10 protein-coding genes and 1 tRNA gene are annotated in these 12,975 nt (G+C 60.5%); 8 read left to right on the top strand and 3 right to left on the bottom strand.

The features are described from left to right. The first annotated feature begins 447 nt into the window (after positions 1-447). From ACVOLQ_RS02205 to ACVOLQ_RS02195, 3 genes are read left to right on the top strand one after another with little or no spacing between them, the layout of a single operon-like run. Positions 448-2,958 (top strand): hypothetical protein, encoded by a 2,511-nt coding sequence (locus ACVOLQ_RS02205; protein ID WP_481526916.1) that lies wholly within the window; start codon positions 448-450, stop codon positions 2,956-2,958. After that, positions 2,955-4,046 (top strand): AAA family ATPase, encoded by a 1,092-nt coding sequence (locus tag ACVOLQ_RS02200; RefSeq protein WP_481526915.1) that lies wholly within the window; start codon positions 2,955-2,957, stop codon positions 4,044-4,046. The genes ACVOLQ_RS02205 and ACVOLQ_RS02200 overlap by 4 nt, the downstream gene beginning before the upstream one ends. Beyond that, on the top strand, positions 4,039-5,358 hold the full coding sequence (locus tag ACVOLQ_RS02195; protein ID WP_481526914.1) for a TniQ family protein: 1,320 nt from the start codon (positions 4,039-4,041) through the stop codon (positions 5,356-5,358). Before ACVOLQ_RS02200 ends, ACVOLQ_RS02195 begins: the two co-directional genes overlap by 8 nt. A 509-nt stretch (positions 5,359-5,867) precedes the next feature. Here the strand turns inward: ACVOLQ_RS02195 and ACVOLQ_RS02190 are convergent. Beyond that, positions 5,868-5,944: transfer RNA gene (locus ACVOLQ_RS02190), tRNA-Arg, on the bottom strand. A 127-nt stretch (positions 5,945-6,071) separates the two neighbouring features. Here ACVOLQ_RS02190 and ubiA point away from each other — a divergent pair. Continuing rightward, positions 6,072-6,965 carry a 4-hydroxybenzoate octaprenyltransferase gene (gene ubiA, locus ACVOLQ_RS02185; RefSeq protein WP_481526913.1) on the top strand — a complete coding sequence of 298 codons (894 nt, stop codon included), beginning with the start codon at positions 6,072-6,074 and terminating at the stop codon, positions 6,963-6,965. 154 nt (positions 6,966-7,119) lie between these two features. Here ubiA and ACVOLQ_RS02180 read toward each other — a convergent pair whose 3' ends face one another. After that, a complete protein-coding gene (locus ACVOLQ_RS02180) occupies positions 7,120-7,701 on the bottom strand; it encodes an HdeD family acid-resistance protein (RefSeq protein WP_313173165.1) in 582 nt (193 codons plus the stop codon). Between the two features lie 145 nt (positions 7,702-7,846). Continuing rightward, a complete protein-coding gene (locus ACVOLQ_RS02175) occupies positions 7,847-8,548 on the bottom strand; it encodes a ComF family protein (RefSeq protein ID WP_481526912.1) in 702 nt (233 codons plus the stop codon). A 73-nt stretch (positions 8,549-8,621) separates the two neighbouring features. Between ACVOLQ_RS02175 and bioB the strand changes: the two genes are divergently transcribed. The 4 genes from bioB to bioC all read left to right on the top strand — a co-directional run bounded on the left by bioB (position 8,622) and on the right by bioC (position 12,720). Further along, positions 8,622-9,650 carry a biotin synthase BioB gene (gene bioB, locus ACVOLQ_RS02170; RefSeq protein WP_313493226.1) on the top strand — a complete coding sequence of 343 codons (1,029 nt, stop codon included), beginning with the start codon at positions 8,622-8,624 and terminating at the stop codon, positions 9,648-9,650. Positions 9,651-9,740: 90 nt separating this feature from the next. After that, the gene (gene bioF, locus ACVOLQ_RS02165) at positions 9,741-10,949 is read left to right on the top strand and encodes an 8-amino-7-oxononanoate synthase (RefSeq protein ID WP_481526911.1); all 1,209 of its coding nucleotides are present in this window, start codon (positions 9,741-9,743) and stop codon (positions 10,947-10,949) included. Positions 10,950-10,966: 17 nt separating this feature from the next. Next, a complete protein-coding gene (gene bioH, locus ACVOLQ_RS02160) occupies positions 10,967-11,734 on the top strand; it encodes a pimeloyl-ACP methyl ester esterase BioH (RefSeq protein WP_481526910.1) in 768 nt (255 codons plus the stop codon). A gap of 98 nt (positions 11,735-11,832) precedes the next feature. Then, positions 11,833-12,720: a malonyl-ACP O-methyltransferase BioC gene (gene bioC / locus ACVOLQ_RS02155; protein WP_481526909.1), complete on the top strand. Its 888-nt coding sequence runs from the start codon at positions 11,833-11,835 to the stop codon at positions 12,718-12,720. Positions 12,721-12,975: the final 255 nt, after the last annotated feature.

Here is a 12,975-nt window from a genome sequence, read left to right as displayed (position 1 = left end):
CACGTCAGAGGCTAGGCATCGAAGCGGTCAGTCTGCCGGGCAGAAGAGGACGGTTTGTGCGGTCACGTGAACTTGCTCTCTGGCTATACGAAGCAGCGATAGCCGAACCTTCATCTGGCAATCCAGAGTCTAGCTGTTCACAGACTAAAGAGGAGGACGACGCACGCACAGCCTGATCGAAATGCAAAAAACCCAAGCCTTTCGGCTCGGGTTTCTGCCTGCTTTCACAGTTGTCGGCTTGGCGGCTTGACACTGCGAGAATAGGCCTTTCCAGCCGTTTGTCAAGCGGCCAGGCTAGGTGTGCGTCGCATTCTGAATGCGCCCTACAGAACACAATTACGCATCACCAAAGTCAGGTCATCGCGCGACCTATCGTCCGGTGGCTGACAGCCCGGGCGACCCGCGCCAAATTACTGAGCTATATGACTTCGATGTCCGGAGCTCGCCGTGAATCTTTACGCGCGAGGCAAGACTCTTTTGGCCGGCCTGAGGAAGCGATCCTCGTTGAGCCAGGCCGATCTCATTCAGCATCTCGAATCTCTTGGCGTAACTAGCGATGGTATTGCTTACGTTCTCGCTTCAGCGGAGCAGCCACATGCAATCCCATCGGAAAGCCACGCGAGGAAAAATATCACTGGCGAGTTCGCATCAGATGTCCCAGCATCAATCGGTAGCGAAGCGATGGATTGGCGACTCCCTTTCGATTCATTGTCAGGTGAGTTCGCTTACCACGTCATCGTGCAATCAGATCCTTTGCTGCTATTTGCGCTTGATCACCCAAACCCGGTCAGTCTGACAATCAAGGATCGTACTGACAGAAACCGGCGGATTTCCTACACGCCGGATGGCCTGCGAGTGACTACCGAGGGAGTGTGGGTTGAAGAGGTTAAATCGAGAGAAGATCTCTTGGTCCTCTGCGAAACACACCGCGGAAACTGGTCAAACGAGAATGGGCGATTTCACTACCGTCAGGCGGAAAATGCTTTCCGTGCAATGGGACTGAACTTCTCTGTCGTGGTGCGCGAAGAGCTCTCTTGGCTGCGAGTGCAGAACCTTCTGCTACTTAGATCCATGGTCGCCAAGTATGACCAGCACTACCGCTATGAAGATTTGCATGAGATTCATTTATACGTGGAACGAACCGGCTACTGTTCGATTGCTGACATTGTCGAAAAGATTCCGCTGAGCAATGCTGGAGCCGTCTTTATTGCGATAGCTGCCGGAGAATTGCACGTCGATTTGGACAGAGCTAATTTGGCTGATGCACACTCGAAGTTCCTTTCTGGAACCAAGGCTGGCGCTAAGGACATCGGAATTCTGCTATCGACAGTTCAAACCATAGCCGCAACCAGCGAATCTGTTGATCTTCTGGATCTCTGTGACCCGAAGCACATAAAGGAGTTTGCTTATCGGGCAGCCATCGTCTGCGGTCAATCTACAGAAGGCGTAGATCGAAACCTCCCCTGCCAACGTACGATCCAACGATGGAAGAAGGCCTATGCCAAGGCCGGCTATACCGGACTCATTCCAAAGTTCTCCAACTGTGGAAAGAAGGGCGAACACATCCCGCACTGGCACATGGACCTTGTGAGAAGGACCATGAAGAGGCACCGCTCAAGTCGTAAGTATTTTTCGCGAACTAAATCCCACTGTCGTTACAGACGAGAACTTAGACTCTTCTCGCACTTGCGAAATATTACAGAGACTCCAATTTCATATTCCCACTACTGCAGACTATGGAATACCAGGAAGCACTCCACAGAGGACGCCCTCGGAAAAGGTGGAAAGCGACTCGCGAATTCCCTTTCTCCACACAAAGATGTGGATCAGCAGAACCTCACGGCGGTTCGTCCTTTCCAGGTCGCTCACATTGATCATTGCTACGCACCGACAGTTGCTGAACAGGCGGAGCTCGGTCGGACAGGGCAGCCGTGGCTAACCGTGCTGGTGGACGATTTCGACGGCGAACCATTGGCGTCAGTCATTCGATTCGACCCTCCGAGTTTTGTATCGGACGCACTTGTACTTCGAGACTGTCAGCGGCGTCACGGGCGCCTTCCAGAAACCATATTTAGTGACGGTGGCAGTGACTTCCGAAGCACGATGTTCCGCGCCTGCCTAGCGGCACTCGGGACCCATTGGTTCAAGCGCTCTAGTGCAAATGCCAAATCCGGTCAGCCCGTCGAGCGGACTTTCCTCACCTTTGCCAACACCGTTTGCGTCGGGAAGATTGGCTTCGTACCCGACATAGTGAATTTGCGCTCCATAGACCGCGCAAAGCACCCAAGAAATGGCCCAAGACGCGCGTGGGATGCCTTCGTGGCCGACACGAACCATATCTTGTTCGACGTGTTGCCGAATCTTGCTTGCAAAGATGGATCACCCTCTTCTCGCGAAACACGTCGCGAATTCGAGAACCTCTATGGACCCCAGGGAAATCTACAGAAACGTGATCTTCGCTTCCTGATTGCAACCGCCAACCCGCTGGAATGCACTGGAACTACCGAACCTGCGGGAGCAATTCGTATTCAAGACACACGCTTCTATTCGACTGAACTTTTTGGGAAATGTGTCTCGGTGCGGGGGTTGTTCCCACGCCAAGATCCCGAGGACCCCACAGTTTTGTATTTCACCATAGCCGGAAAGTGGCGAGTCGCGAAGACTCGATCAGCTCTCAGAGAACGTGGCCGGGAAGACTCAGCCATCCAAGCAGACCTCGCCCTCCGTGAACCACTCACAAAGAAGGAGCGAGAGGAGCGCACCGATGCAATGCACAGGCCCTCGACCGGATTTGTCCCTGCACAACGGGACACAAAGGAGGCAGAAGACGCCAGTGACGAACCACAAAATTCCATTGATGAGAAGCAAAGAAAATCGACCAAGTTTCCTGCTGACTGGGGCTCAGTCGACAGCTTCCCCCAACTTGACGAGAAACACCCAGATTGGATTAAACCATGATTACTACCCCATACATTGATGACCTGTTCAAGCTTAAACCGAATTTCACAGAGCTAATTCCGCATCGCAATTATTGCGACTGTTGCCTTCAACTAGAAGCGTTTTCGGAGTTCGATAACGGAAGTGAATTGGTGCTCTTGACTGGACCTTCGCAGGCCGGAAAATCTCTGGTGCTTCAAAGTTTCGTAAGACACCTCGAAACCAATGTCTTTCGCGACGCCAACGCAGATACGTTACCGGTGGTTGGTGCGTGCGCGAATCTCGCACGCCAAGGAAATACGGCGACGAGGTACGTCTACGAGATGCTTCTAGGAGACGTACAGAGCCCGCTCTTTGACCAGATGAAGATCGCGGCTGCCGACTACCGTCCTTATAGAGCGATGACGGAGCCCGGCATGCTTGCCGCGCTCACGCGCGCTTTGCGCGTACTTGAAACAAGATACGTGATCGCGGATGAAGCGCAATTCATGATAAAGGCCAAGAGCGACGATTTTCGAGGTTCACTGATCGAGTCGCTGAAGTCACTCGTCTCCTACGGCCGAACCTTGATCCTTGTCGGCGGCTATGAAGTTGCCAAGGCGATTCTTGAATACAGAGAGCACATGGCTTCCAGGCCAACCATCATCCACCTTGCCCGTTACAACAACAACGATGACGATATCAAGAATTGGTGCATGATACTTAAGGTATTCAGCGAATCGAAGAAGCTTAAATTCAAGGATGACCTCATTTTGCTGCGGCTCGCGGAGCCGTTGCTGGATGAGTGCCATGGCGAAACAGGGATACTTCAACACCGGCTGGGATTGGCTAGATGTCGGGCACGTGCCGCTGGTTCATCAATTACCGAGCAGATCATTACAGATACTCGTCCCACAAAGAGGCAGTGGGAGGTGTTGAGGACAAACATCGAAGCCGGAGAAAGGACGCTCAATGACCTTGTAGACGTCTTTGGTTCTCCGATATCTAGCGCCTCACCTGTCATCGGGAATGCCGGACACACTGCACAGCCAAGCAATGGGGCTGCCAAAAGAAAGCTAAAACCCTTTACGGCCAAGCCCCGCCGTGCTTACCCAGCCTTAGATGTCTAGTTTTCTTCTCCCACTCAAAGTGGAAGGCGCGGGGACGGCGGATGTGGAGTCATTTGCTTCCTATTTTGCACGCTTGGCCTACATGCATGCTCTCAGCCGGAGTCAGCTGACACGATTGCTGGCGAGTTGGCGATCCACGCAAACCGGGACGGAGTTCCACATATCGGAAACACCTGTCTACTCAACTGGTGGAACCGGCTTATTTGGCTATCGCGAGCGGGTCGATGCATATGTTTCTCTAGTAGAGGATGCGGTGGGTTCCACAACAATCAGGCGCTCAACGCTGATCCCTATCAGGCCATCACTAGCCTCGCAGTGCGTCGGTTCCGTAAAAACCTCACGTGCCTGGTGCGAAGCCTGCTTCGAAGAAGATCTTCTATGCATGGAGGTCCCCTATGACAGATTCCTTTGGACGCTGGCGCCGGTCACTAGGTGCCATGCACATCGACTGCGGCTGCGCGATGATTGCCCTTCTTGCGGCAACAAACAGCGATTTCACCATCGATCAGGAAACCCTTTTCTATGTGTCAAATGTGGAGGCGGACTGGTTGGACAAGCCGATCAGCGCGTTCCAAGCACCGCCCCTTCCTTTGGGGAGAGCGACTGCATAGAGCTTGTCGGAGCGATCGCATCGGGCTCGATCCAGGAGACTCAGCCTGAAGCTTTGCGGATCTTTGAGAGCACTCTTGAGTCATTTCGGTCACCTCTCGCTGGCGTGGTTCGTGGCATTTCCGAGAAAAGTGGATCAGCACGCGCGCGCAAGGAGAATGTTCGCCCATCGTTGAGCACGCTCTTAAAGAAGGCCTTCACTGCTGGAGTACGGGCTGTTGATTTGCTCACCGACCCAAAGGGAGCGGCCATGATTGCCGGTCAACTATTCTTTGACCGTCATGAAATACCGGTAAGTGGGCGGCACAACTATGCTGTGTGGATACGGACGGAGGTGGAGACAGCTCTCAATGGGCAAATCAGGCGTCCAAGATGCCAGCAGATTGCTCCGCTGCGAGAGGTTGCAAAACAGACGGGAGTATCGGAGAACTACATCCGGCGGCAGTTTCCTAGCCTGGTCAAGGCCTATCAATCACATCGTATGGCAGCAAACGTCCTCGGTGTACACAGAATGAAAACGGCCTGTCGAACCGAGCTGGCAAGAGTGCTTGACGATGCAAACGGCCTGGAAAGGTGGTCTCACAAAAAAGAGCTTGAGTCCTATCTGGTGCACACAACTGGATGCAGCTATCCGGTAGCGAGATCGGCCATCGCATGGGCCTCGAAGATGAACACTGAAATTCTGAAAAAAGCGTCCACTTAGCCCTCGCAGCATCAGGCTCACAAGACGCTGGATCAGCGTTAGCCCGAAGCGCTACTAGCCAATGGGCGGTCCGGCGACTTCGGGTGTCGTGCCTATGTCGCTAGACATCCAGCGGATACTCGTTATTGGATACAGCAAGGCCTATCGCGCCTCTCGAGGACGTCCAGCCATCGAGCACCACCAAGCAGCCCGTCTCAGACGGGATTGAGAAGACTGGGGATGCGCAAATCATTCGATCAGGGCACACAGGCAAGAATGCTGAAAACCTGACTAGCCACGCAGCCTAGAACACGGCTCCCGGGTACGACTTGTCGTGCCGCCAGCCCACCATTTGTCGAAGCAGCCGTCAGTTTGACTAAGCCGACGAGCGACGATTTAGCCCCACCCGATCTGACAACGCCTCTTCACCGACCCCGCTGACGACAAAGTTCAGGCGAATTCCTTCAAAGTCTGTCGTTCACGACAAACTTTGTGAGAATGCATACCTGCGCAGATGGCAGGCTGGAATCTGGCGCGCCCGGAGGGATTCGAACCCCCGACCAATGGCTTCGGAAGCCACTACTCTATCCGGCTGAGCTACGGGCGCATTGTGACCCGGCCGGCTGAGCCGGGCGGAGGCGCATTCTAACGGCAAAAGCGTCCGCAGGTCTGCCCCCATCCAACAGATCGGCACAGGCGGGCGGGAAAATCCGCCCAGCTGTTAACCTTTACGCATGAGCCGTCTCCCAAATACACCGTCCACCGCAGCCAACACCTCGCGGTTCGGGCACTACTGGAAATTGATGCGCGCCGACCGCCCGATCGGCACCTTGCTGCTGCTCTGGCCCACCTGGTGGGCGCTGTGGCTTGCTGCCGACGGCCTGCCACCGCTGTGGATACTGTTCGTGTTCAGCGCTGGCGTGTGGCTGACCCGCTCGGCCGGCTGCGTGATCAATGACTACGCCGACCGCTGGCTGGACCCGCACGTCAAGCGCACCAAGGACCGGCCGCTGGCCACCGGTGCCATCTCCGGCCGCGCAGCGCTGACGTTGTTCGCTGGTTTGATGCTGGTCGCATTTGCGCTGGTCCTGACCCTGAATGCCCTGACCATCGGGCTGAGCTTCATCGGCGTATTCCTCGCCGCCAGCTATCCCTACCTGAAGCGCTATACGCATCTGCCGCAGGTCTACCTGGGCATGGCCTTCGGCTGGGGCATCCCGATGGCCTTCGCCGCCATCCAGGGCGAGGTTCCGCCGCTGGGCTGGGTGCTGTACGCCGCCAACATCCTCTGGTCCACCGCCTACGACACCTGGTACGCCATGGTCGACCGCGACGATGACCTGAAGGTGGGCTCGCATTCCACTGCCATCCTGTTCGGCGATCTGGACCTGGTCATCCAGGGCATCCTGTACGCGCTGTTCTTCGCCGCGATGGCGCTGGTCGGACAGCGCGCGGGGCTGGGCTGGGCGTATTGGGCCGGCATCGGCGTGGCGATGGCCTTGGTGGTGTACGAGTTCTGGCTGTGCCGCGACCGTGAGCGCGAGCCCTGCTTCAAGGCCTTCCTACACAACAGTTGGGTCGGCGCGGTGTTGTTTGCCGGCATCGTCGCCAGCCAATACCTGGATTGAAACAAAACGGCCCGCAATGCGGGCCGTTTCGTTTCAGGTAGAGCCGAGCCATGCTCGGCTGAAGCATTGCCGGTGAAGCCTCTGCCGAGCATGGCTCGGCACTACACCCCCTCCCTTTCGCGCAGCGAAGGGGAGGGTTGGGGAAGGGTAAGCACTACATCGCGCCGATGGACTTGCCCAGCGAACGCAGGCGGAACGCTGCAATTATCTGCAGCACCCCGTAGATCAAGGCCAGCACGCCGATCCACAGCGAAGTCACCGCCAATCCGGCCAAGGGGTTCAGCGCGAACATCACGCCCAAGGCCACTGCCAGCAGACCGCTGACAATCAGCATCCACTCACCAGTGATCTGCTTGCGCACGCGGATGGCGAACACAATGCGGTAAATGCCGCCAACCACCAGCCAGGCGGCCAGAAACAGCAGCAGCACGCTCGCCGTAGCCAGCGGGTTGATCACCGCCAACACGCCAAAGCCTATCGATGCCAGCGCATAGAACAGCGCCCAGCCACGCGAAACCGGCGCCGAGCCACTGAAAGCCGAAATCAGCACGACCACGCCTTCAACAATGGCCATGATGCCCAACCACCACGCCAGCACCGTTGCGGTGCGCACCGGTGCCATCACCGCCAATACGCCGAATATCACTGCAAACAGACCGAACAACAGCAGCACCCACCAATTGCGCGTCAGCGTGCCAAACAACGATCCAGCAGGAAATCCCGGGGAAGCTCCCATGTCCGTCTCCTCATGTTGAACAGGTGTAAAGGCCTCTCGACCCCAGTCTAGGCCCATCGCTGTAGTAATGGCATGTAGAGATGACATCGGCGATTTCAAGCGGACCGCACTGCTGGCCTGGCCTTGCTGATCACTTCGGCGGCGATCAGGGCACGCGTGCGCAGACCCAGGCATCCACGCGCTGCACGCCGGCGCGGCGCAGGGCGAGCGCAGCGGCTTGCAAGGTCGCTCCGGTGGTCATCACATCATCCAGCAGCACCACATGCGCTGGCGGTTGCCCCACCGCGATGAACGCGCCGCGCAGATTGCGCTTGCGCTCAGATGCATCCAGTTCCGATTGCGGCGGTGTGGGACGCTGCCGGTGCAGGCCCCGGCACAGCGGCAGCTGCAGCGCGCGCGCCAGCGGCCTGGCCAGCTCCCAGGCCTGGTCATAGCCGCGCTGACGCAGCCGCGACAGATGCAGCGGCACCGGCACGATCGCCTGCGGGCGCTCGGCACTGCCCAGTACGTCCACCATCAACGCTGACAGCAAACGGCCGGCGCTGAGATCATGGTGAAACTTGAAGCGCAGCAGCAGGCCATCAAGCGGCGCGTTGTATGTGAACGCCGCCCGCACCGCCTGCAGGGGCGAGCGCGCGTGCTGGCAGGCGCCACACAGGCCCTCCGCATCGGCCCCGGGCAAGGGCAAGGCACAGCGCCTGCAGGTGGCCTGTTGCCACGGCAGCCCAAGGCTGCAGGCCAGGCACAGGTCCCGCCCCGGCAGGCCATCCTCGCCGCACACCAGGCAGCGCGGCGGGAACAGCAGCGCCGACAAGCGCCCCCCAAGCCTGTAAACCAGATGATTCATTTGATGGTTGACAGCGATGTATATGCTGACCAGACTGCGCCGCTTCCATCGCCCCATCTGTCAGGTAACACCGATGTCCACCGTCATCCGCCACGACTGGAAGCGCGAAGAGCTGCTGTCCCTGCTCGAACTGCCCTTCCCAGAGCTGCTGCACCGCGCCGCCAGCGTGCACCGCCAGCACTTCGACCCGGCGCAGGTACAGGTTTCCACCCTGCTCTCGGTCAAGACCGGCGGCTGCCCGGAAGACTGTGCCTACTGCCCGCAGGCCCAGCGCTACGACACCGGCGTGGACGCGCAGAAGCTGATGGACACCGACAGCGTGGTGGCCCGTGCCCGCGCCGCCAAGCAGGCCGGCGCCTCGCGCTTCTGCATGGGTGCGGCCTGGCGCTCGCCCAAGGACCGTGACATCCCCAAGGTGGCGGCGATGATCCGCGAGGTGAAGTCGCTGGGCCTGGAGACCTGCGCCACCCTGGGCATGCTCGAAGGCCACCAGGCGCAGGCGCTGAAGGACGCCGGGCTGGACTACTACAACCACAATCTGGACACCGCGCCGGATTACTACGACTCCATCATCCACACCCGCCAGTACCAGGACCGCCTGGACACGCTGGAACACGTGCGCAACGCCGGCATGAAGACCTGCTGCGGCGGCATCGTCGGCATGGGCGAGACCCGCGAGCACCGCGCCGGCCTGCTGCAGGCGCTGGCCAACCTGCCGGCGCACCCGGACTCGGTGCCGATCAACCGCCTGGTGCAGGTCGCCGGCACCCCGCTGCACGGCAGTGCCGAGCTGGACCCGTTCGAGTTCGTGCGCATGATCGCGGTCGCCCGCATCGTCATGCCGCGCTCGATGGTGCGGCTGTCGGCCGGCCGCGAGAGCATGAGCGACGAGCTGCAGGCGCTGTGCTTCCTGGCAGGTGCCAACTCCATCTTCTATGGCGAAAAGCTGCTGACCACCGGCAACCCGGACACCGAGCGCGACCAGGCCCTGTTCGCCCGCCTCGGCATCCGCCCGCTCCAGGTAAACGTGGACGCCGACGACCACGACCACCCCGGCACGGTCCACCTGGATATCGCCCCGGCCTGCGCGCACAGCGCCTGACCCGGTTGGCGCCCCGTCGCCGGGGCGCCGCTTGGGCATTCTTACAGGCAACCGGGTACGCTAGCTGCCCGCTTGACCATGAACCTTGCCATGGCCCGTCCTGACATCCACGACCGCATCATCGCCCAGCGCAAGCTGCGGCTTGCCCAGGGCCGCATCCGCAGCCGGCGCAGCATCAGCCGCCGTGACGGGGTGCGATTGGAACTGGACGGCCGCTGGTTGACCGGCTTCTGCAGCAATGACTACCTCGGCCTGTCGCAACAGTTCGAGGTGATCGCCGCGTTGCAGGACGCTGCTGGCCGCGAAGGCGCTGGCAGCACCGCCTCGCACCTGGTCTGTGGCCACCACAGCCTGCACGAGCAGTTGGAACGCGAGATGGCCGATTGGCTCGGCTACCCACGCGCCCTGTTGTTCGATAGCGGCTTCATGGCCAACCTCGCCGTACAACAGGCCTTGCTGAGCGAAGAGACCGATATCTGCGTGCAGGACCGGCTCAATCACGCCAGCCTGCTCGATGCCAGCCGCCTGGCTGGTTGCCGCCTGCGCCGCTATCCGCACCTGGACAGCGAAGGCGCTATGCGCCAGCTCAAGAACGCCGGCGATGGCGCTGCCATGCTGGTCACCGATGGTGTCTTCAGCATGGATGGCGACATCGCCCCGCTGCGCTCGCTGTCGCTGGTGGCGCGCATGCAGGAAGCGCTGTTCTACGTGGACGACGCGCATGGCATCGGGGTGATCGGCGAACACGGCCGCGGCTGCGTGGCCGATGCCGGCCTGGGCGTGAACGAGGTTCCGCTGCAACTGCTGACGCTGAGCAAGGCCTTGGGCGGGCACGGCGCCGTGGTGGTGGGCGAGGACGCGCTGATCCAGCATCTGGCCGAAACCGCGCGTCCCTACATCTATACCACCGCCCTGCCGCCGGCACAGGCTGCCGCCTCGCTGGCCGCGGTGAAGCTGGCGCGCCGCGACCATTGGCGCCGCGACAAGCTGACCGAACTGATCGCCAGCTTCCGCGACGGTGCGCGGCATCACGGCCTGGAACTGATGGCCTCGGAGACCCCGATCCAACCGCTGCTCTGCGGGGACGAAGCCACGGTGATGGCCTTGTCGGCAACGCTGGAGCAGTCCGGCTTCCTGGTCAGCGCGATCCGCCCGCCGACCGTGCCTGAAGGCAAGGCGCGCCTGCGCGTGACCTTGTCGGCGCTGCATACCGTCGAGCAGGTCAAGGCATTGGTAGACGCCATCGCCAAGGCCCGCGATGTAGTGCTGTACCAGAAGTCCCTGAACACTGTTGCCTGAGAACCGGTTGTAACGCCATGCATATCGAAGTCACCGGCAGCGGACCGGCATTGGTCCTGATCCACGGCTGGGCATTGCATGGCGGCATCTTCGCGCCGCTGGTCGAGCGGCTTGCGCCGCACTTCGAGCTGCATGTGGTCGACCTGCCCGGGCATGGCCACAGCCGCGACGACACCACGCCCTTGCGCCTGCCCTACCTGGTCAACGCCATCGCCAGCGCCACCCCGGCGGCGGTGTGGTGCGGCTGGTCGCTGGGCGGGCTGGTCGCCCTGCACGGCGCCGCCACGTTGCCGCAGGTGCGCGGGCTGGCGATGCTGGCGGCGACGCCGCGTTTTGTCCGCGATGCCGATTGGCCCGATGCGGTCGAGCCGGTGGTGTTCGAGCAGTTCGGCCGTGATCTGGAACAGGATTACCGTGGCACCCTCGAGCGCTTCCTGGCGCTGGACGTGATGGGCTCGCAACACGCCCGCAGCGAGCTGCGCACCCTGCGCGATGCGCTGGTCGAACGCGGCGAGCCGGCCCCACGTGCGCTGCACGAAGGCCTGGCGCTGCTGGAGCGCAGCGACCTGCGCGGCAGCCTTCCCAGCCTGCACAAACCGGGCCTGTGGATAGGCGGCCAGCGCGACCGGCTGGTGCCCTCCAAGGCCATGCACCAGGCTGCCGCATTGGCGCCGGCGGGCCTGCACACCGCCCACACCATCGACGGTGGCGGCCATGCCCCCTTCCTTGGCCACGCCGACCACGTTGCCGGGCTGCTGCAACAGTTCGTTGCGGGCTGCGCGTGAGTGGTTACGCAGCCATTCGCGCGCACTGGCCGATGATGTCGTTGGCCGCTTGAGCGCAACCGTGCCTCTCCCCTGAATTACCAATCCGAATCACCGTCATGTCTTCTCTGTTCGACCCCAAACACGTCCGCCGCGCCTTCTCGCGTGCCGCCAGCAGCTACCGCGCCGCCGCGGTGCTGCAGCAGGAAGTAGCCAAGCGCCTGCTGGAATCGCTGGACTACCTGGAAGACCGGCAACCGCAGGTGGTACTGGACGTGGGCAGCGGCCCGGCCCACGCCACCGCGGCGATGAAGAAGCGCTGGCCGAAGGCGCAGGTGATCGCGCTGGACCTGGCCCTGCCGATGCTGGCCGAGGCCAGGAAGCAGGCCGGCTGGTGGCGCCCGTTCTCGCGCGTCTGCGCCGACGCCCGCGCCCTGCCGCTGGCCGACAACAGCGTGGACGTGATCTACAGCAACCTGTGCCTGCAGTGGGTGGAAGACCTGCCAGCGGTATTTGCCGGCTTCCGCCGTGTGCTCAAGCCGAACGGCCTGCTGGTCTGTTCCACCTTCGCCCACGACACGCTGGTGGAGCTGCGCCAGGCCTTTGCCCAGGCCGATGACACCTCGCACGTGAGCCACTTCGTGCAGATCGCCCAGTTCGGCGATGCCTTGATGATGGCTGGCTTCCGCGATCCGGTACTGGACCGCGACATGTTCACCCTGACCTACGACGACCTGCCCGCACTGATGCGCGAGCTCAAGGCAATCGGCGCCACCAATGCCATGCACAACCGGCGCCACACCCTGACCGGGCGCAGCCGTTTTGCCGCCGCGCGCGAGGCGTATGAGCCGATGCGCCGTGCTGACGGCAAGCTGCCGAGCAGTTGGGAAGTTGTCTACGCCCATGCCTGGGCACCTGCACCGGGCGCCCCGATCCGGGAGCAGGGCCATGATGTGGCGAGCGTACCGTTGTCGGCGATTCCGATCCGGCGGAAGACGAAGGAGTAAGGAGTGGAGTAAGGATTCGGGATTCGGGATTCGGGATTCGGGATTCGGGATTCGGGATTCGGTGCAGTCTGTTCCGGCTTTCGGCTTTTTTGGGGTGTTGGCTTTTAGCTTTAGCTTTTAGCTTTTAGCTTTTAGCTTTTAGCTTTTGGCTTTTGGCTTTTGGCTTTGGCTTTAGCTTCTGGCTTTTGCTCTTGCTTTTGGCTTTGGCTTTGGCCTTGGCTTTTGGCAGTTGCCTTTGATTTTCTCCTCTCCCCT

Source organism: Stenotrophomonas sp. STEN031 (assembly GCF_056759975.1).
This window is presented reverse-complemented; position numbering and strand designations above follow the sequence as displayed.

What these genes read in the sequence shown, in the direction of transcription:
- bioC (WP_481526909.1), top strand. Translation starts at nt 11,833, where the DNA reads ATGTCTTCTCTGTTCGACCCCAAACACGTCCGCCGCGCCTTCTCGCGT.
- ACVOLQ_RS02200 (WP_481526915.1), top strand. Translation starts at nt 2,955, where the DNA reads ATGATTACTACCCCATACATTGATGACCTGTTCAAGCTTAAACCGAAT.
- ubiA (WP_481526913.1), top strand. Translation starts at nt 6,072, where the DNA reads ATGAGCCGTCTCCCAAATACACCGTCCACCGCAGCCAACACCTCGCGG.
- bioH (WP_481526910.1), top strand. Translation starts at nt 10,967, where the DNA reads ATGCATATCGAAGTCACCGGCAGCGGACCGGCATTGGTCCTGATCCAC.
- bioB (WP_313493226.1), top strand. Translation starts at nt 8,622, where the DNA reads ATGTCCACCGTCATCCGCCACGACTGGAAGCGCGAAGAGCTGCTGTCC.
- ACVOLQ_RS02195 (WP_481526914.1), top strand. Translation starts at nt 4,039, where the DNA reads ATGTCTAGTTTTCTTCTCCCACTCAAAGTGGAAGGCGCGGGGACGGCG.
- ACVOLQ_RS02180 (WP_313173165.1), bottom strand. Translation starts at nt 7,701, where the DNA reads ATGGGAGCTTCCCCGGGATTTCCTGCTGGATCGTTGTTTGGCACGCTG.
- ACVOLQ_RS02175 (WP_481526912.1), bottom strand. Translation starts at nt 8,548, where the DNA reads ATGAATCATCTGGTTTACAGGCTTGGGGGGCGCTTGTCGGCGCTGCTG.
- bioF (WP_481526911.1), top strand. Translation starts at nt 9,741, where the DNA reads ATGGCCCGTCCTGACATCCACGACCGCATCATCGCCCAGCGCAAGCTG.